The organism is Amycolatopsis nigrescens CSC17Ta-90 (genome assembly GCF_000384315.1).
GTDB classification, from domain to species: domain Bacteria; phylum Actinomycetota; class Actinomycetes; order Mycobacteriales; family Pseudonocardiaceae; genus Amycolatopsis; species Amycolatopsis nigrescens.
This window is the reverse complement of sequence record NZ_ARVW01000001.1, coordinates 2,171,608-2,190,323: the sequence shown is the minus strand read 5'-3', so window position 1 is coordinate 2,190,323 and position 18,716 is coordinate 2,171,608. Positions and strand designations below refer to the sequence as shown.

The following is an 18,716-nucleotide window of genomic DNA, read 5'->3' as shown; positions in this document are numbered from 1 at the left end:
GCGGTCGTGAGTGAAAAGTGTTGCCGGGGCAACACTTTTCACTCACGAGGTCGTGGTGCGCTCGCGGAGCCGGAGGTCACGCCCGCCGAGCAGGAAGGCCAGGCCGATCGCGCCGGCCCATGGCAGCGGGCCGTCCAGCACGCCGCCGCCGAGCGGGGTGGTGAACCCGTGTGCGGCCAGGCCGAGCAGGCCGGCGGAACCGAGCAGCGCCGCGGCCGTCAGCTGCCCGGTGCCCGCGGTGACGGTGCCGCCGGGTGCCTTGGTCTCGAACCGGCCGAACACTCGCAGCAGACCGGTCAGCACCAGCGCGGCGGCGGCCACCCAGAGCGGGGTGAGCACCAGCCAGAGCAGGGTGCCGGGGTCCGGGGTCCGATACGAAAGGCCGAACACGGTGATCCCGGAGACCACCACCAGCGCCGGCATGTGCCACAGGTACACGCTCATGAACCGCGGGCCGATCCAGTTCAGCGCGGCGGCAACCGCGGGCCGCGCGGCGAAGGCGTTCATCGCCGGCTTCGCCGCGAGCAGCAGCCCGATCTGGCCGACCGCCAGGCTGACCAGCAGCACACTGGGCGGGCTCATGTTCGACACCGGTGCTCCCGGCATGCCGATCATGCTCGCCGGGTACGGGCCGAAAGCGACCATCAGTGCGGTGATTCCGAACCCGGCCGCGGAAAGGCCGAGTGCGCCGCGGCGGCCGATCGTGCCCAGCCTGCCCTCTACGTAGTGGAAACCGAACTGGTGCACGGCGAGCCAGACGAAGATCGCGTTGGCGTAACCGATCAAGCCGAGGTCGTTGAACCTGGCCAGGTCCACCAGTACCGCCAGCCCGGTCAGCACGGCCGGCACGGCGAGGCCCCACCGGCGGTGCGCGGCCACCATCAGCGGCGTGACGAGCACGGTGACCAGGTAGATCGACAGGAACCAGAGCAGCTGCGCGGCGATCGCGCCGGCCACCTGCAGCGGTTGTTCCGGAATGCCGAAGCCGCGCAGCAGATCCGGCACCACCAGCCAGACCGCGAGCAGCGGCAGCACCGGCAGCAGCAGCCGGCGCACCCTGGCCGCCAGCCAGTCCCTTGTGGACGGTGCGCGGCGCAGCGAGATCAGGTTCGCCGCGCCGCCGGCGAAGAAGACCAGCGGCATCACCTGGGACAACCAGGTCACGATCCACCAGCCGGGGGTGACCAGCGCGTTTCCGGTGGCCAGCCGCCCATCGGAGTAGGCGAGCACCGGCATCGCCCAGTGCTGGGTGATCACCGCGAGGATCGCCCCCGCGCGGACCATGTCGAGGAACTTGTCCCGGCCACCGCGCGGCAACGGGACCGGCGCACTTCCCGGGTGCTGAAGGCTCTGTCGCATGACCAGAAGCCTGGTCGTTGCGGGCCGCGAAAACAGCGGTGCCAGCCGCCGTCTCGATCCTCTGGTTTCCGCCGGTTTTCGGTGGGGCCAGCCCTACCTTCGGGCGGACGGTGTCACGGCTGGACGATCTCGTCCGGATCGGCGAGCCCGCACAACCGGTACTCCCAGCCGGCTTCCGCGGTGTAGCCGAGTTCGTAGTGCGTCTCGATCTTGGGCCCGTCGTGCAGGTGAACGTGGCGCATCACGGTGCCGCACACCGGTTCGCCGTCACCGAGTTCTTGAACCCTGCCGTCGAGGGGGCCGCCGAAGAAGCGGACGCTTGCTGCGGTCATCGACACTCCTCCTCGTACGGCTTGACGTCCGCCCATGGTAGGTGAGCTTGCCGGACGGTGCTGCCGTCAAATCGGGTGACGGTGGATCACCAGACCGGCCGCAAGGTCACCTGGCGGTAGTGGGCCGCGTCGGTGACGAAGCCGGTCAGCGCGGCCCGGAGCTCGCCGATCCGTTCCTCACCGACCAACTCGGCCCAGCGCGCCTCGGCCTGCTTCGAGTGCTCGACCACCCGCTCGATGCACTGCCAGCCACGCGCGGTGAGCGTGACGATCCGGCTGCGGCGGTCGGTCGGATGCGCCTGCCGTTGCACGTAGCCGCGTTTGACCAGCTCGTCCACCAACTGCACGGCGGCCTGTTTGGTCACCCCGAGATGGTCGCCGAGTTCGACCGCGGTGGCACCGCGGTGGGAGAGGAACTGGAAGGCGAACCCGTGCGCCGGGCGGACGTCGCCGAAGCCTTCCGCGGCCAGCTGCTCGTGGATCTGGTCCATCATCGCGCGGAAGGTCAGCGCCAGCAGGCCGGGCAGGTCGCCGGTGGACATCGCACCTCCGGATGTAGACAAGTAGCTTGACTAGTTGGTCAACCGGCTTTACCTTATAACTCGTCAAGCAGGTTGACTACTTGGAGGTTCGGATGACTGTGGCGACCCTGGCCGGCGCGCCGGAGATCGAGAACGCCGGCTTCGTTTTCCGGCCGCTGGCGGTGCCGAGCCGCGGCTCCACCGAGCTCGCGGTGTGGTCGGTGGAGGCGAGCCCCGGCGCGCGCAGCGAGACGCACACCGTGGACAAGGAGGAGGTCTTCGTGTTGCAGGAAGGCTCGGCCACGGTGCTGATCGGGGACCGGGAACACGTGCTCGGCCCCGGTGACACGGCCATCGCACCGCCGCACACGCCACTTCGGCTGAGCAACCCCGGTGAACGCCCGGCCAGACTGCTGGTGTGCACGTCGAAAGGAATCCTCGGCACCCTGAACGGCAAGACCATCTCGCCGCCGTGGGCTCAGTGACTCAGCGGTGACTCAGGTGCGGCCGAGGTAGGTCAGCACGGCCCGCACCCGGCGGTGCTCCTCCGAGCTGGCCTCCAGGCCGAGCTTGGCGAAGATGTTGCCGATGTGCTTCTCCACCGCGCCGTGCGAGACGACCAGGCTGTTCGCGATCGCGGTGTTCGACAGGCCCTGCGCCATCAGGCCGAGCACCTCCGATTCGCGGGCGGTGAGCGCGTCCAGCGGGTTCTTCCGGCCACGGGCCATCAGCTGGGCGATCACGTCCGGGTCGATGGCGGTGCCGCCCGCGGCCACCCGGCGCACCGCGTCCAGGAAGTCGGCGACGTCGGCCACCCGCTCCTTGAGCAGGTAGCCCACCCCGCCGGCGCCCCCGGAGAGCAGCTCCACCGCGTAGCTCTCCTCGACGTACTGCGACAGCACCAGCACCGGCAGGCCGGGCAGCTCCTGCCGGGCCCCGATCGCCGCGCGCAGGCCCTCATCGGTGAACGTGGGTGGCATCCGGACGTCCACGATCGCCAAGTCCGGCCGGTGCTCCTTGACCGCGGCGAGCAGATCGTCCCCGTTGTCCACGGCCGCGGCCGTCTCGATGTCCTCGTCGGCGAGCAGACGCTGAATCCCGGCGCGAAGCAGGGCGGCATCCTCGGCGATCACAACCCGCACAGAACCCCCAGTGAGTGAATAGGGCGGTCGGAACCGCCCTATTCACTCACGTCGAGGTCACCACTGGCACGGCAGGTCCGCCCTGATCACCGTCGGGCCGCCGACCGGGCTGACCACGGTGATCACCCCGTCGATGGTGGCGGCCCGGTCGGCCAGCCCGGCGAGCCCACCACCAGGGCGCATCTCCGCGCCGCCGTGGCCGTTGTCGGTGATCTCCACGATCACCATGTCGTCCGTGCGCCAGACCTTCACCACGGCCGCGGTGGCCCCGGAGTGCTTGGCGATGTTGGTCAACGTCTCGCCGACGATGAAGTACGCGGTGGTCTCCACCGCGGCCGGCGGCCGCGGTTCCACATCCACCCCGACGTCCACCTGCACCGGCGACTTGGCCGCCTGCGCGGACAGCGCGGCGTCCAGGCCGCGGTCGCCGAGCACCGCCGGGTAGATGCCCCTTGCCAGGTCGCGCAGCTCCGACACGGCGAGCTTGGCGTCACTGTGCGCCTCGTCGATCAGGTCGCGCACTGCGTTCGGGTCGTTGTCAAACTTGTTCTTCGCGCGGCCGAGGCTCATCGCCACCGACACCAGCCGCTGCTGCGCGCCGTCGTGCAGATCGCGCTCGATCCGCCGCCGCTCGGCCTCGGCCGCGTCCACCCCGCGTGCCCTGGACGCCTGCAGCCGCTGCGCCTTGATCTCCAGCCGCCGCTTGCGGTCCGGGCCGAGCAGCGAGTGGGCCAGCTCCCCGTGCAGCCAGCCCACCCAGGGCGCCACCCAGATGGCCAGCGGCACCACGATGATCGAGGCGATGCCGAGGCCGAACTCCAGCACGCTGATCGGCAAGCCGAGCATCAGGTAACCGAAGTCGCGCCAGGTGGACGGGTCCACCAGCCTGGTCCGCCAGCGCCGGACCAGCCCGCCATCGGCGGGCAGCCGCTCGGCCGGCGGAAGAGCCACGCTCAGCATCCGGCCAGCCCAGCGGCGCTCGTGGTTGGCGAACCCGCGGGTCATGCTGGTCGCGGCCATCATCAGCGGGATACCGACCCAGATCACCGTGGTGGCAAGGCCGACCGCGAAGAAGACCACCACGAAGATGAACTCGACCAGCCGGAGCGGGAAGCTCAGCACCAGGTAGGAGATGGTCCGGACCGGGCTCGGATGAGGCCTGGCCGGCGGCTCCTGATCCTCGGACATGGTCTGGCCTCCGGGCAGCTCAGCGGTAGTGCTCACCATCCTGCCACCGGCTGCATGCCCTCCGGCCGGTGCACGCGCTGGTCATCGTCGAACCGGTCGAACCGGTCGAACCCGCGGGTCGGACCGAGCAGAACCTGGGCGAACTTGGCGTGCATTCCGGCCATCGACCTGGTCAGCGCCACGGACAGGGCGACGAACAGCACGCCGAGCGCGGCCCACGGCAGCGCCTCGACGGTCGAGTCGACCGAGATCCAGCGCACGTCGTAGGCGGGGAAGTAGTACGCGCCGTCCGGCAGCCAGCGGAAGTAGACGGGCAGCAGGGTGAGCGCCAGGCTGGTCGCCCAGAACGTCAAGGTCAGCACGAACTCGAGCACGCCGAGCGGGAACAGGACGAAGAAGTAGAGGATGTCGCGCCAGGTCGCGCCGTCCCGCAGGCGGGCCTTCCAGCGCGCCTTCATGCCGTGCTCGGGCAGCGGCCGGTACGGAATCGGGATGTAGCTGTCGAGCAAGGCGTAGATCCGGGCCCGCTCGACCCGCGCAGCACCGCGGGCCAGCAGCACCGCCAGTCCCGCGATCGGCAGGCCGACCCAGACCACCGCGGTGCCGATCCCGACCGAGAACAGGGTGAGCAGCACGACGAACCCGGCTATCCCGACCGGCAGGTTCATCAGCAGGTAGGTCACCGACCCGCCGACCGGCGGGCGCTGACCGGTGTCCTTCGACATGGCCTGGTTCCTCTCTCTGAGCGACTGGAACCAGCATCGGCCGCGCGGGGCCGCCGCGACATGGTGTGCGCGGGTATCTGCGAGGTAGGGCTAGCCCTACCCCCGCTGACCTGGTGGAACATTCAGGTTGCCGGGCGCGTTATGATGTACGGGAAGGTATCCGCCCGACAAGGGGGTGAACGGTTTCGACTTTGGACGTTGATTCAGGGGAAGCGTGCCGGTGCAGGCGAGAGACCACCGCAAGCGTCATCGCAAACCAATAAGCGCCAAGGCCAATAGCCAGCGCGAGTTCGCCCTCGCTGCCTAAGCGAGTGTGACTCTGTCGGCCCGGGAGTGCCTCCGTCCCGGTCGCCGGCATCAGCTAGGAGGCTTACCGCCGGTCCCGGCCACGGGGCCCGGTTGGGAAACCAACAGTGGCTGGGCTCGTCACATTGGCTTGTTCGCGTGACCAATGGGGCCAAGTAGCGACATAGCGAACTGCGCACGGAGAAGCCCTGATGAGGCGCCAGAGGACCCGGGTTCGATTCCCGGCACCTCCACAAGATCGGGGGCGAGTGCTCGCACAGAGCGCTCGCCCCTGACTTGTGTCGGTCATTGTTTTGGGGGTGCGACCCCCAAACCCCGCCCGGGGGTGGCCCCCGGACCCCCATCGTCGGTGGTTGCGTTTGGTGTCGGTGGTTGCGTTTGCCGGTTCGCAGGTTTGCCGGTTCGCCGGTTTGGTGCGGTTGGGTGCTCGAAAGGGCTATTGGGGTGCCGGAACGTGCAGGGAACCTGGGGGTAGGGAACGCCCGATTGGCGGTCTTGCGATGGCAGTGCGGGCAAGCACACTGACGCGAACCGGGCGTTTCGGACGGGTGAGGTGACCATGGCCCTGGGGATCGACATCTACGCGCGATATCAAAATGTCACGAACTGGCAAGCGGTCAAGAATCACGGTGTGGGTTATGTCTGGGTGAAGCTGACCGATGGTGGCGGTAAGGCGGTGGTTCCTGGCGACGGATTGGTCGCCGGTGCGAAATCCGTCGGGATTCCGGTCGGCGGTTACCATTACGCACAGTTCTCGCCGACGCCGGAAAGGCAGGCGGAGATCTTCATCGCCGAGATCCGGCGGCTCGGCGCCACCGGGCTGGTGCCGGCGCTGGATCTGGAGGCGCCCTTCGGGCCGAACGGTGCGGCCCGCGATTTCGGCATCAGGTTCTGCCGCCGCGTCGCCGAACTCGGCTTCCGGCCCGGCGTGTACATGAACAACGCCTTCGCCAAGGCGACCAGGCCGGACGGCTGGGGCATCGCCGGGCTGGCGATCTGGCTCGCCAGGTACGGCGCCAGGCCGGACGCCTCGGCCGGGCACTACGACGTGCACCAGTACTCCAGCTCCGGGCAGGTGCCCGGAATCAGCGGCTCGGTCGACCTGAACGACTCCTACACCAACAACCACTTCGCCGGAAACGAGGATGACGAAATGCAGCCCGACGAGAGAAACGCCCTCATGAGCACGTGGAGCGCCATGTTCACCGGCGGCGGCGAGAACCCGCTCAACCGCGGTGTCGTCTACGTGCTCAAGGAGATCGTGGACCGGGTGGCCGCCCTGGAGGCGAAGGTCGGCCCCGAGGTGGAGGTCACCACCGACGAAGAGCGCGCCGAGCGGGCCAGGGCACTGCTCGCCGGGCTGCCACCGGAGGTCGCGATCAAGGTGATGGAAGAAGAGACCCAGCGCCGCGCGGCCTCCTAGTCGGGCGGTCATTGGTCGGGTAGGGACAGCCCTACCCGGCACCCACCCGCGCACCCCATGGCTCCCCGGACCCCGGGTGAGCAGGCTGTTCTCCGACAGGTAGCGGTCGGCGAGAACCGGGGAGTGCGAGTGGACAGGTCGTCGTTCCAGGACACCGGCGACGTGGTGCGGTTGCACGACGTCCGCAAGGTCTACGGGCGGGAGCCGCGCGGCGTGGTCGCGCTGAACGGGGTGAGCCTCGGCTTCCGGCGCGGCGGGTTCACCGCGGTGATGGGACCGTCCGGCTCGGGCAAGAGCACCTTCCTGCACTGCGCGGCCGGGCTGGACCGGCCGACCTCGGGGTCGGTCATCCTGGACGGCCGGGAACTGAGCGGGATGAACGAGGTGGAGCTGACCAAGCTGCGCCGCGACCGGATCGGCTTCGTGTTCCAGGCCTTCAACCTGCTGCCCGCGCTGACCGTGCTGCAGAACATCACGCTCCCGCTGGAACTGGCCGGGCGCAAGGTGAACCGGCGCGCCGTGCACGACCTGATCGACAGGGTGGGGCTCGGCGAGCGCCGCAACCACCGTCCCGGCGAGCTTTCCGGCGGCCAGCAGCAACGGGTGGCCATCGCGCGGGCGCTGATCGCTGAGCCCGCACTGATCGTCGGCGACGAGCCGACCGGTGCGCTTGACACCCAGACCTCGCTGGAAATCCTTGCCCTGCTTCGGGAATCGGTCCGGGCCGGCGGGCAGACGGTGCTGATCGTGACGCACGACCCGGTCGCCGCCTCGCATGCCGACCGGGTGGTGTTCCTCGCCGACGGACAGGTCGCGGGGGAGTTGCACAACCCGTCCGCGGAGCGCGTGGCCGAGCGGATGACCCACCTCGGCGCCTGGTCCGCCCGGCGTGACCCGCGCGGTGCCGGTTTCGCCGGGGCGGTGTCCTGATGTTCCGGCTCGCCCTGCGCAGCCTGCGCTTTCGCAAGGTCGGTTTCGTTTCCTCGTTCATCGCACTGTTCTTCGGCGCCGCGATCGTGATGGCCTGCGGCGGGCTGATGGAAACCGGGATCCGGACCGCGGTACCGCCGCAGCGTCTCGCCGCGGCGCCGGTCGTGGTGGCCGGCGAGACGAGCGTGAACCTGCCGACCGACGGCCCGCTCGACGAGGACGACGACCAGGAGACCGGCAACCTGCCCGAGCGCCCCCGGGTCGACGCCGGATTGGTGGCGCGGGTCGACGCGCTGCCGGGAGTGGCCAAAGCCGTGCCGTACAACAGTTTCCCGGTCGCGGTGCTGCATGACGGCAGTCCGGTGGCGGACGGCCCGGAGACCGGGTACGGCTGGGCGTCCGCGGCGCTCGCGCCGTACACGTTGGCTGGCGGCACGGCACCGGGCGCGCACGAGGTGGTGCTCGACCCGGCGCTGGCCGCGCGGGCCGGTGCCGGTATCGGCGATCAGGTGGAGCTGGCCGTCCGCGGCGTTCCCGAGCGGTTCCGACTGGCCGGGTTCGCCACCGGCGGTGCGCCTTCGATCTTCTTCGGGGACGCGGACACCCTGCGGTTCTCCGCCGAGCGCGGGAAGGTGGACGCGATCGGGGTGCTGGCCGAGCCGGGCACCACCGACCTTCAGTCGCGTGTGGACAGTCTGGTGCGGGAAACCGGCGCGGTCACCCTGACCGGGGACGAGCGCGGGCTGCTCGAGTTCCCCGCGGTGGCGGCGGGTGGGGAGACCCTGATCGTGCTGGCCGGGGTGTTCGGCGGCATGGCGACCATGGTGGCGGTCTTCGTGGTGGCCAGCACGCTCGGCCTGTCCGTGCAGCAGCGGCAGCGCGAAATGGCGCTGCTGCGGGCGATCGGCACCACCCCGCGGCAGCTGCGGCGGATGGTGATGGGCGAGTCGCTGGTCGTTTCGGTGGCCGCCGTCGCGCTGGCCTGCCCGGCGGGCATGTTGCTCGGCAACTGGCTGTTCGAACGGCTCGCCGAGCGCGGGGTGGTGCCCGCGGCGATCGTGTTCCACCAGGGCTGGATTCCGGTCGCCGCGGCCGCGGGTGCCGCGCTGCTGGCCGCGCTGGGGGCGGCGTACGTGGCGGCACGCCGCGCGTCGCGGGCGAGGCCGACCGAAGCGCTCGCCGACGCCACCGGGCAGGTGCGCTGGCTGAGCGCGGTCCGACTGATCTTCGCCGTCCTCTGCCTCGGCGGCGGGATCGCGCTGTCCATCGTGACGATGACGGTGATGACCGGGCCGATCGCGGCCAGCACCGCGGGGCCGACGGTGATGCTGTGGGCGATCGCGTTCGCCTTGCTCGCTCCCGGGGTGACCAGGGTGATCACCTCGTTGCTGAGCGTCCCGCTGCGGTTGTTCGCCGGCTTCCCCGGCAAGCTGGCGCTGCTCAACGCGAAGGCCCGCCGGGTGCGGATGGCCGCCGCGATCACCCCGGTGATGCTGGCCACCGGGATGTCCATTTCGATGATCTACCTGCAGACCACCCAGGTCAGCGTGCAGGAGCAGGCGTTCACCGAGAACCTCCGCGCCGACGCGGTGATCGCCTCGTCCATCGGCGGGGTGGCGCCCGGGCTGGTGGACAGCGTCGCGGCGCTGCCGGGCGTCGCCGGTGCTTCCGGGTTGGTCACCAGCGCCGGTTTCGTGCAGAGCCCGTACCCGCGTTGGCAGGGCGACGAGGGTTTGCCGCTGCAGGGCGTCAGCGCGGCCGGCGCCGAACAGACGATGGCCGTCACGCCGACCGCGGGCAGCCTCGCCGACCTGCGCGGGAACTCGATCGCGCTGCCAGCGAAGTACGCCGAGGGGCTGGACATCGGCGACCGGATCGGCATCCAGATGGGCGACGGGGTACCGCTGGACGTCGAACTGGTCGCGGTGTTCCCGGCCAGGTCGGGGTTCGAGACCGGGCTGATGCCGGCTTCTCTGGTCGCCGCGCACACCACGAGCGGCCTGCTACCGCAGATCCTGGTGCGGGCCGCGCCCGGTGTCGGCCCGGAACAGCTGACCGCCACGCTGTCCGGGTTCGCCGCGAGCCTGCCGGGGCTGGTGGTCGCCGATCGCGACGCGCTCGCAGCGGCGAATTCGGAACAGGACCAGACCGGCGCGTGGGTGAACTACCTCCTGGTCGCGATGATCGTGGGCTACACGGTGATCGCACTGGTGAACACCCTGGTGCTGGCCACCGCCGAGCGGCGCCGCGAGTTCGCGCTGCAGCGGCTGATCGGGTCCACCCGCGCGCAGATCATCCGGATGATGAGCGTGGAAGCGGCGCTGGTCGCGGTCGGCGGGATCCTGCTCGGCACCGCGGTGGCGAGTACGTCGCTGGTGCCGTTCAGCTTGGTGGTGAGCGATTCCCCGCTGCCGCAGGGTCCATTGTGGATATTCCTGGCGATCGTCGGGTTCGCCGTCACGCTGTCCGCGGTGGCTACTTTGGTGCCCACGGTGGCGGCACTGCGCGCACACCCGGTGGAAGCCTCCGCGGCCACCGATTAACTCACGAAAAGGCGCCGAAAAGGGATGCGGTTGGGATGATCGGAGAGCGAGCTGTCATGCTGATGTGGCTTGGATCCCAATCGTGGCTTTCGTAGTCGATCGATTACTGGTCGTACGGAGTCGGAAGAAGGTGCCAAATGGCTTGGGCAAGGCATGCGAGCAGTCCGAAACCCGCCGAGGACCAGGGATGGCTGGCAGGTGTACGGGCCGAGGAAGCGGTCCGGCTCACCGCACAGAATGGCAAAGCATCACGCACCGTAGCGGGACATTCGGAAAACGCCCAGGAATGCGCGGAGCTTCTCGCGATGCTCGGCCTCGACGCGGGCGAAGGTAAGCGCGCCTTCGGAAGTCACGGGGGCTTCGCCTGAACAGCGAAAGCCTCCTCGGTCACGGCTCCGGCTGACCGCCGATCCGGTCGGTCAGCTCGGCCGCGGCCCGGCGGACCTCGTCCGCCAGCGCCGGCCAGGTCTCGCCGCAGACCGCCGGCTCGGTAGCGCAGTGGTGGCGCAGCGTCACACTGATCGCGGCCAGCGGGCGGCCGCCGTGGTCGAACACCGGATGCGCCACCGAGGCGAACCCCGGCGTGACATGACCGTCCTCCACCGCCCAGCCGAGCCGCCGCTCGTTGTTCAGGGTGTTGCGCAGCTCGGCGAGCCCGCGCGGCCCGCGTTCGGTGCGCCGGACGAAGGCCGAGCTGGCCGGGAACAGCGCCCGCACATGCGCGGCGGGCAGCCGGGCGAGCATCGCCCGCCCGGAAGCGGTGAGCTGTGCCGGTAGCCGGACGCCGACGTCGGTGACCAGGGTCTCCGGCCGCCGTGGCCGCTCCTTGATCAGATACAGCGACTCGTTGCCCTGCAGCACACCGAGATGCGCGGTGTGCTCGACTCGGTCCACCAGCTTGCGCAGCAGCGGGCCGGCCAGCCGCTCCAGCGGCTCGTGGCGCAGGTACGCCGACCCGAGCTCGAAGGCGGCGATGCCGAGCCCGTAGCGGCGCTCGGCGGGCAGGTGGGTCACGAACCCGGCGGCCTCCAGTTCGGCCAGCAGGTGGTAGGTGGTGGAGCGGGGCAGGTCCAGCTCGCGGGCGATCGCCGCGGCCGAAACCGGCCCCGGCCGTCCGGCCAGCACCCGCAGCACGGCGAGACCCCGCCGCAGTGCCGGGATGTCCGTGCTCCTACCCATCCCCGCAGCTTAGAGCCGCCGACCGGCCCTTAAGGCCACCATGGGGGCGTTGGATGCCCTCAAGGTGGCCTTAAGGGACCACTGAGTGTCTGGGATGTCAGACGGAACCTTGGGATGGGTGGCGGCGGGAACGGGGCCGCAGGAGTCCAATGGGGCCATGCCGGAAACAGTGCTGCTGGGTACCCAGCCCCTGCGCCCCGATCAGGTCGTCGCGGTCGCGCGGCACGGTGCCGCGGTCGGGCTCGCCGAGACGGCCGAGAAGAAGCTGGCCGCGACCCGCGAGCACATCGAAGCGCTGGCCGAAGCCATCGAGCCGACCTACGGGGTGTCCACCGGGTTCGGCGCGCTGGCCGTGCGGCACATCCCGCCGGAGAGCCGGACCGCGCTGCAACGCTCGCTGATCCGCTCGCACGCGGCCGGCGCCGGCGCGCCGGTCGAGCCGGAGGTGGTGCGCGCGTTGATGTTGCTGCGGCTGCGCACCCTGGCCAGCGGGCACACCGGGGTCCGGCCGGGTACCGCGGCCGCGCTGGCCGGGCTGCTGAACGCGGGCATCGTGCCGGTGGTGCACGAGTACGGCTCGCTCGGCTGCTCCGGAGATCTGGCGCCGCTGTCCGCGGTGGCGCTGGCGCTGATGGGCGAGGGCGAGGTCCTCGACGCCGCCGGACGGCTGCTGCCCGCGGCGGACGCGCTGCGCGCCGCCGGGCTCGAACCGGTGACCCTGGCCGAGAAGGAGGGGCTGGCGCTGATCAACGGCACCGACGGCATGCTCGGCATGCTGGTGCTCGCGGCGGCCGACCTGCGCCGGCTGCTGGACGTGGCGGACCTGACCGCGGCGATGAGCGTGGAGGCGCTGCTGGGCACCGACCGGGTGTTCGCCGCAGACCTGCAGGAGCTGCGGCCGCATCCAGGTCAGGCGTCCTCCGCCGCCCGTATCTACGCCGCGCTGGCCGGTTCGGAGATCGTAGCCAGCCATCGCGGGCCGGACTGCCCCCGGGTGCAGGACGCGTACTCGCTGCGCTGCGCGCCGCAGGTGCACGGCGCGGCGCGGGACACGCTCGGGCACGCCGAGCTGGTGGCCGGGCGTGAACTGGCGGCCGTGGTGGACAACCCGGTGGTGCTCGCGGACGGACGGGTCGAGTCCAACGGCAACTTCCACGGCGCGCCGGTGGCCTACGTGCTGGACTTCCTCGCCATTCCGGCGGCCGACGTGGCCAGCATGGCCGAGCGGCGCACGGACCGGATGCTGGACGTGGCCCGTTCGCACGGGCTGCCCGCGTTCCTGGCCGACGACCCCGGGGTGGATTCCGGGCACATGATCGCCCAGTACACCCAGGCCGGCCTGGTCAGTGAGCTGAAGCGGATTGCGAACCCGGCCTCGGTGGACTCCATCCCGAGCAGCGCCATGCAGGAGGACCACGTCTCGATGGGCTGGTCTTCGGCGCGGAAGCTGCGGCGGGCGGTGGACGGGCTGACCACGGTGCTCGCCGTGGAGCTGCTCACCGCCGCCCGTGCGCTGGACTTCCGCGCGCCGTTCCGGCCGTCCCCGGTCACCGGCGCGCTGCGCGACCTGGTGCGCACCCGGGTGGACGGGCCCGGCCCGGACCGGCATCTCGCACCGGAGATCGCGGCGGTCGAGGAGCTGATCACCTCCGGTGCCGTGCTCGACGCGCTACCCCGCACATTCCCGTCGTGAGTGGAAAACGTTGCTGGAACAACACTTTTCACTCACGACCCCACGTTAGGAGCTGGTATGACCACGAACGCTCGAGTCGTGCGGGCCGCGCGCGGTACGCAGCTGACCGCGCGGAGCTGGCAGACCGAGGCCGCGCTGCGGATGTTCCACAACAACCTGGACCCGGAGGTGGCCGAACGGCCGGAGGACCTGGTGGTCTACGGCGGTACCGGCAAGGCAGCGAGGAACTGGGCCTCGTTCGACGCGATCAGCCGCTGTCTGACCACTTTGGACGATGACGAGACGCTGCTGGTGCAGTCCGGCAAGCCGGTCGGCGTGTTCCGCACGCACGAATGGGCGCCGCGGGTGCTGCTGGCCAACTCGAACCTGGTCGGCGACTGGGCCACCTGGCCGGAGTTCCGCCGGCTGGAGCAGCTCGGCCTGACCATGTACGGCCAGATGACCGCCGGCTCGTGGATCTACATCGGCACCCAGGGCATCCTTCAAGGCACGTACGAGACCTTCGCAGCCGTCGCGGAGAAGCGCTTCGGTGGGAGCCTCAAGGGCACGCTCACGGTGACCGCCGGGCTCGGCGGCATGGGCGGCGCGCAACCGCTTGCGGTCACCATGAACGACGGCGTCGCGCTGGTCATCGAATGCGATGCTCGCCGGGCGCACCGGCGAGTGGAGACCAGGTACCTGGACGAGGTCGCCGACGATCTGGACGACGCGATCCGGCGGGTGACCGCGGCGAAGGCGGACCGGCGCGCGCTTTCGGTCGGGGTGGTCGGCAACGCCGCCGAGGTGCTGCCTGAGCTGCTGCGCCGGGGCGTCGAGGTGGACATCGTGACCGACCAGACTTCCGCGCACGACCCGCTGGCCTACCTGCCCAAGGGCGTGGACCTGGACGACTGGGCGGACTACGCGGCGAAGAAGCCGGACGAGTTCACCGACCGCTCGCGCGACTCGATGGCCGAGCACGTGGACGCGATGCTCGGTTTCCTGGACGCGGGCGCCGAAGTCTTCGACTACGGCAACTCGCTGCGCGGGGAGGCCAAGCTCGGCGGCTGCGAGCGGGCCTTCGACTTCCCCGGGTTCGTGCCCGCTTACATCCGGCCGTTGTTCTGCGAAGGCAAGGGGCCGTTCCGCTGGGCCGCGCTCTCCGGCGACCCGGCCGACATCGCGGCCACCGATCGCGCGATGCTCGAGCTGTTCCCGGAGAACGAGTCGCTGGCCAGGTGGATCCGGCTGGCTGGGGAGCGGGTCGCCTTCCAGGGACTGCCGTCGCGGATCTGCTGGCTCGGCTACGGCGAACGGCACCTGGCGGGGCTGAAGTTCAACGAGATGGTGGCCAGTGGCGAGTTGAAGGCGCCGGTGGTGATCGGCCGCGACCACCTCGACTCGGGCAGCGTCGCGTCGCCGTACCGGGAGACCGAGGGTATGGCCGACGGCTCGGACGCGATCGCCGACTGGCCGCTGCTGAACGCGCTGCTCAACACCGCTTCCGGGGCGAGCTGGGTGTCCATCCACCACGGCGGCGGGGTCGGCATGGGCCGGTCCATCCACGCCGGCCAGGTGTGCGTGGCGGACGGCACCGAACTGGCCGGGCGCAAGATCGAACGAGTGCTCACCAACGACCCCGGCACCGGCGTGATCCGGCATGTGGACGCCGGGTACGACCGGGCCGCCGAGGTCGCGGACGAGCGCGGGGTGCGGATTCCGATGCGGGAGCAGCCGTGACTGCGTCGCGCCTGCTGGCCGGGATCGGGGACGTCGGACGAGATCGCGGGCGCGGCGGCTATTCGCGGCACGCCTTCGACCCGGTCGAGGGTGAGCTGCGCACCTGGTTCGCCGAGCAGGCGGGCCGGCGCGGACTGGACGTGGAGACCGACCGCAACGGCAATCTCTGGGCCTGGTGGGGTGCGCCCGGCCCGGACGCCGTGGTCACCGGCAGCCATCTCGACTCGGTGCCCGGCGGCGGCGCCTTCGACGGGCCGCTCGGCGTGGTGAGCGCGCTGAGTGCGGTGGAAGCGTTGCGCGACAAGGGGTTCCAGCCCGGAAAGCCACTGGCGGTGGTGGTCTTCGCGGAGGAGGAAGGCGGCCGGTTCGGCGTGCCCTGCCTCGGTTCCCGGCTGCTCACCGGCTCGCTGGACGCGGACCGGGCCAGGGCGCTGCGCGACCCGGACGGGGTCACCCTGGCCGAGGCGGCGAAGCGGGCCGGGCACGACCCCGAACGGTTCGGCGCGGACCAGGAGGCGCTCGCGCGGATCGGCAAGTTCGTCGAGCTGCACGTGGAGCAGGGGCGCGGGCTGATCGACCTCGGCTCGCCGGTGGCCGTTGGCAGTACCGTCATCGAGCACGGCCGGTGGCGGTTCTCCTTCACCGGCCAGGGAAACCACGCCGGGGCTACACTGCTCGGCGACCGGCGCGACCCGATGGTGCCCGCCGCGGCCGCGGTCGCCGCGGCCAGGTGGGTCGCGGCCGGGGTGGACGACGCGCGGGCCACCGTGGGCAGGTTGGTGCCGACCCCGGGCGGCACCAACGTGATCGCGTCCACTGTGGACCTCTGGCTGGACGCCAGGGTGCCGGGCGGGGACACCAGGGGCCTTGTCGACGAGATCGCCGGTGCGGCACGGCGTGCGGCCGAGGAGGAGGGCTGTGCGCTGACCGTCACCGAAGAGTCCTATTCGGACACCGTGCGCTTCGACCCGGCGCTGCGGGACGAGCTGGACGCGGTGCTCGGCGGGGTGCCGGCGCTGCCGACGGGCGCCGGGCACGACGCCGCGATCCTGGCCGGGCAGGTGCCGGCCGGCATGCTGTACGTGCGCAATCCGACCGGCATCAGCCATGCCCCGGAGGAGTTCGCCGAAGAGTCCGATGTGGACGAAGGCGCGCGTGCCCTGTCGGACGTGCTGGCCAGGCTGGCCGGATGACCGGCTACTGGTGCGAGCGGGCCTGGCTGCCGGACGGGGTGGCCGAGGGCGTGCGGGTGGAGGTCGCCGGAGCGGAGATCGTTTCGGTCACGCCGAACGCGCCCCGCACCGGGACCGTGCTGCCGGGGCTGACCCTGCCCGGGTTCGCGAACGGCCACTCGCACGCGTTCCACCGCGCGCTGCGCGGTCGCACGCACCACGGCAAGGGCACCTTCTGGACCTGGCGCGAGCGGATGTACTCGCTGGCCGGGCGGCTGGATCCGGACGGCTACTACCGGCTGGCGCGCGGGGTGTACGCGGAGATGGTGCTGGCCGGGTACACCGCGGTCGGCGAGTTCCACTACCTGCACCACGCGCCGGGCGGCAAGCCCTACGCCGACCCGGACGCGATGTCGCACGCGCTGGTCGCCGCGGCAGGAGACGCCGGGATCCGGATCACCCTGCTGGACACCTGCTATCTGGCCGGCGGCATCGGCGAGCCGCTTTCGCCGGTGCAGCAACGGTTCTCCGACGGTGACGCGGAGGCGTGGGCGGCCAGGGCCGGTGCCTTCCTGCCGTCCGGGCGGCACGCGCTGGCCGGGGCGGCGGTGCATTCGGTCCGCGCGGTGCCACGGGACCAACTTCCGACGGTGGGCGCCTGGGACGGGCCGCTGCACGTCCACCTGTCCGAACAGCCCGCCGAGAACGAAGCCTGCCTGGCGCACTACGGCCGGACCCCCACCGAGCTGCTGGCCGATGCCGGGGTGCTGGGGGAGCGGACCGTCGCGGTGCACGCCACGCACCTGAGTGACACGGACATCGGCACGCTCGGCGAAAGTCGCACCGGCGTGTGCTTCTGCCCCACCACCGAGCGGGACCTCGGCGACGGGATCGGCCCGGCCGGGCGGTTGCTGGACGCCGGCGTGCCGCTCTGCCTCGGCAGTGACAGCAACGCGGTGGTGGATCCGTTCGAGGAGGCCCGTGCGCTGGAGATGAACGAGCGGCTGGCCCGGCGCGCCCGCGGCCGGTTCACTCCGGGGCAGCTGCTGGACGCGGCCACCGGGCACAGCGCGATCGGCTGGCGCAACGCGGGCTGGATCGGCGAAGGTGCGCTGGCCGACCTGGTCACCGTGCGGATGCCGACCGTGCGCACGGCCGGGATCGAGCCGGACGGGGTGCTGCTGGCCGCGGCCGCGTCCGATGTGCACACCGTGCTGGCCGGCGGGCGGCTGGTGGTGCGCGAGGGACGGCACCGGGAGATCGACCCGGCGCGGGTACTGGCGGAGGAGATCGAGGAGCTATGGGCTTGAGCACGCTGCTCACCGGGATCGGCGAGCTGACCACCAACGGGCCGGAGCGCGGCGACGCGCTGGCCTTCGAGGACGGCCGGATCGTCTGGATCGGACCGGCCGCGCAGGCGCCCGCGGCGGACGAGCGGGTGGACGTCGAGGGCAGGGCGGTGCTGCCCGGCTGGGTGGACAGCCACACGCACCTGGTCTTCGCCGGGAACCGGACCGCCGAGTTCGAGGCGAGAATGTCCGGCGAACCCTACAGCGCGGGCGGAATCGCGGTGACCGTCGGCGCCACCAGGGCGGCGTCGGACGCCGAGCTGGCCACGAACCTGCGCCGGCACCTGGCCGAGGCGGCCGCGCAGGGCACCACCTGCGTGGAGACCAAGACCGGCTACGGGCTGAACGTCGAAGACGAGGCCAGGTCCGCGCGGATCGCCGCCGAGGTGGCGGACGAGGTGACCTTCCTCGGCGCGCACCTGGTGCCGCCCGGCGCGGACGCGGAGTCCTATGTGGACCTGGTGTGCGGCGAGATGCTGGACGCGGTGGCGGAGCGGGTGCGCTGGGCGGACGTGTTCTGCGAGACCGGCGCCTTCGACGAGACGCAGTCGCGGCGGGTGCTGAACGCGGCCGCCGAGCGGGGGCTCGGGCTGCGGGTGCACGGCAACCAGCTCAGGGCGGGGCCAGGGGTGCGGCTGGCGGTGGAGCTCGGCGCGGCCAGCGTGGACCACTGCGGCCATCTCGTGGACGCGGACGTGGCCGCGCTGGCCGGTTCGGACACCGTCGCCACCGTGCTGCCCGCCTGCGACCTGTCCACCAGGCAACCGCTGGCGCCGGCAAGGCGGCTGCTCGACGCCGGCGCGACGGTGGCGATCGCCAGCAACGCGAACCCGGGCAGCTCGTACACCACGTCGATGGCGTTCTGCGTGGCGACGGCCGTGCTGCAGATGGGGCTGTCCGTGCGGGAGGCGGTGTGGGCGGCGACCGCGGGCGGCGCGCGGGCGTTGCGCCGCGACGACGTCGGCGTACTGCGCGTGGGGGCGCGGGCCGACCTGCACGTGCTCGACGCGCCCTCGGTCACGCACCTCGCGTACCGGCCGGGCGTCCCGCTGACCTGGGCCGTCTGGCGCCAGGGCACCCGGATCCGCTGAGGCCGGACGAGCCCAACGTGACGTTTGGCTCGTTCTATTGGCCA

16 protein-coding genes and 1 other RNA gene are annotated in these 18,716 nt (G+C 71.3%); 10 read left to right on the top strand and 7 right to left on the bottom strand.

Annotated elements, in window-relative coordinates; genetic code table 11:
- Window positions 1–42 precede the first annotated feature (42 nt).
- The 3 genes from AMYNI_RS0110055 to AMYNI_RS0110045 all read right to left on the bottom strand — a co-directional run bounded on the left by AMYNI_RS0110055 (window position 43) and on the right by AMYNI_RS0110045 (window position 2,233).
- Window positions 43–1,359, bottom strand: a complete 1,317-nt coding sequence (locus AMYNI_RS0110055) for an acyltransferase family protein (RefSeq protein WP_051116295.1) — start codon at window positions 1,357–1,359, stop codon at window positions 43–45.
- Between the two features lie 113 nt (window positions 1,360–1,472).
- Window positions 1,473–1,691 (bottom strand): hypothetical protein, encoded by a 219-nt coding sequence (locus AMYNI_RS0110050; protein WP_020667877.1) that lies wholly within the window; start codon window positions 1,689–1,691, stop codon window positions 1,473–1,475.
- A gap of 86 nt (window positions 1,692–1,777) precedes the next feature.
- The gene (locus tag AMYNI_RS0110045; RefSeq protein WP_020667876.1) at window positions 1,778–2,233 is read right to left on the bottom strand and encodes a MarR family winged helix-turn-helix transcriptional regulator; all 456 of its coding nucleotides are present in this window, start codon (window positions 2,231–2,233) and stop codon (window positions 1,778–1,780) included.
- A gap of 92 nt (window positions 2,234–2,325) precedes the next feature.
- On the opposite strand from AMYNI_RS0110045, the gene AMYNI_RS0110040 reads away from it, so the two are divergent.
- Window positions 2,326–2,697, top strand: a complete 372-nt coding sequence (locus tag AMYNI_RS0110040; protein ID WP_020667875.1) for a cupin domain-containing protein — start codon at window positions 2,326–2,328, stop codon at window positions 2,695–2,697.
- Between the two features lie 12 nt (window positions 2,698–2,709).
- Here AMYNI_RS0110040 and AMYNI_RS0110035 read toward each other — a convergent pair whose 3' ends face one another.
- From AMYNI_RS0110035 to AMYNI_RS0110025, 3 genes are read right to left on the bottom strand one after another with little or no spacing between them, the layout of a single operon-like run.
- Window positions 2,710–3,354, bottom strand: coding sequence for a response regulator transcription factor (locus AMYNI_RS0110035; protein WP_026360250.1), 645 nt, complete (start codon window positions 3,352–3,354; stop codon window positions 2,710–2,712).
- A 57-nt stretch (window positions 3,355–3,411) separates the two neighbouring features.
- Window positions 3,412–4,542, bottom strand: a complete 1,131-nt coding sequence (locus tag AMYNI_RS0110030; protein ID WP_020667873.1) for a sensor histidine kinase — start codon at window positions 4,540–4,542, stop codon at window positions 3,412–3,414.
- A 32-nt stretch (window positions 4,543–4,574) separates the two neighbouring features.
- Window positions 4,575–5,267 carry a sensor domain-containing protein gene (locus AMYNI_RS0110025; protein WP_020667872.1) on the bottom strand — a complete coding sequence of 231 codons (693 nt, stop codon included), beginning with the start codon at window positions 5,265–5,267 and terminating at the stop codon, window positions 4,575–4,577.
- 171 nt (window positions 5,268–5,438) lie between these two features.
- Between AMYNI_RS0110025 and ssrA the strand changes: the two genes are divergently transcribed.
- From ssrA to AMYNI_RS0110010, 4 genes are all read left to right on the top strand, one after another.
- Window positions 5,439–5,809, top strand: a transfer-messenger RNA (tmRNA) gene (ssrA, locus tag AMYNI_RS47750).
- Window positions 5,810–6,132: 323 nt separating this feature from the next.
- Complete coding sequence (locus AMYNI_RS47165) at window positions 6,133–6,996, top strand: glycoside hydrolase family 25 protein (RefSeq protein WP_020667871.1); 864 nt, start codon at window positions 6,133–6,135, stop codon at window positions 6,994–6,996.
- Window positions 6,997–7,125: 129 nt separating this feature from the next.
- Window positions 7,126–7,926 (top strand): ABC transporter ATP-binding protein, encoded by an 801-nt coding sequence (locus AMYNI_RS0110015; RefSeq protein ID WP_020667870.1) that lies wholly within the window; start codon window positions 7,126–7,128, stop codon window positions 7,924–7,926.
- Complete coding sequence (locus AMYNI_RS0110010) at window positions 7,926–10,469, top strand: ABC transporter permease (RefSeq protein ID WP_020667869.1); 2,544 nt, start codon at window positions 7,926–7,928, stop codon at window positions 10,467–10,469. Before AMYNI_RS0110015 ends, AMYNI_RS0110010 begins: the two co-directional genes overlap by 1 nt.
- A gap of 387 nt (window positions 10,470–10,856) precedes the next feature.
- On the opposite strand, the gene AMYNI_RS0110000 is transcribed toward AMYNI_RS0110010, so the two are convergent.
- Window positions 10,857–11,648: an IclR family transcriptional regulator gene (locus AMYNI_RS0110000; RefSeq protein ID WP_026360249.1), complete on the bottom strand. Its 792-nt coding sequence runs from the start codon at window positions 11,646–11,648 to the stop codon at window positions 10,857–10,859.
- 157 nt (window positions 11,649–11,805) lie between these two features.
- Between AMYNI_RS0110000 and hutH the strand changes: the two genes are divergently transcribed.
- From hutH to hutI, 5 genes are read left to right on the top strand one after another with little or no spacing between them, the layout of a single operon-like run.
- Window positions 11,806–13,341 (top strand): histidine ammonia-lyase, encoded by a 1,536-nt coding sequence (gene hutH, locus AMYNI_RS0109995; protein WP_020667867.1) that lies wholly within the window; start codon window positions 11,806–11,808, stop codon window positions 13,339–13,341.
- Window positions 13,342–13,398: 57 nt separating this feature from the next.
- Entirely contained in the window at window positions 13,399–15,060 is a 1,662-nt protein-coding gene (gene hutU, locus AMYNI_RS0109990) for a urocanate hydratase (RefSeq protein ID WP_040405653.1), read from the top strand.
- On the top strand, window positions 15,057–16,253 hold the full coding sequence (locus tag AMYNI_RS0109985) for an allantoate amidohydrolase (RefSeq protein ID WP_020667865.1): 1,197 nt from the start codon (window positions 15,057–15,059) through the stop codon (window positions 16,251–16,253). The genes hutU and AMYNI_RS0109985 overlap by 4 nt, the downstream gene beginning before the upstream one ends.
- Entirely contained in the window at window positions 16,250–17,542 is a 1,293-nt protein-coding gene (locus AMYNI_RS0109980) for a formimidoylglutamate deiminase (protein WP_020667864.1), read from the top strand. The genes AMYNI_RS0109985 and AMYNI_RS0109980 overlap by 4 nt, the downstream gene beginning before the upstream one ends.
- The gene (hutI, locus tag AMYNI_RS0109975; RefSeq protein ID WP_026360248.1) at window positions 17,539–18,672 is read left to right on the top strand and encodes an imidazolonepropionase; all 1,134 of its coding nucleotides are present in this window, start codon (window positions 17,539–17,541) and stop codon (window positions 18,670–18,672) included. The genes AMYNI_RS0109980 and hutI overlap by 4 nt, the downstream gene beginning before the upstream one ends.
- The last annotated feature ends 44 nt before the right edge of the window (window positions 18,673–18,716 follow it).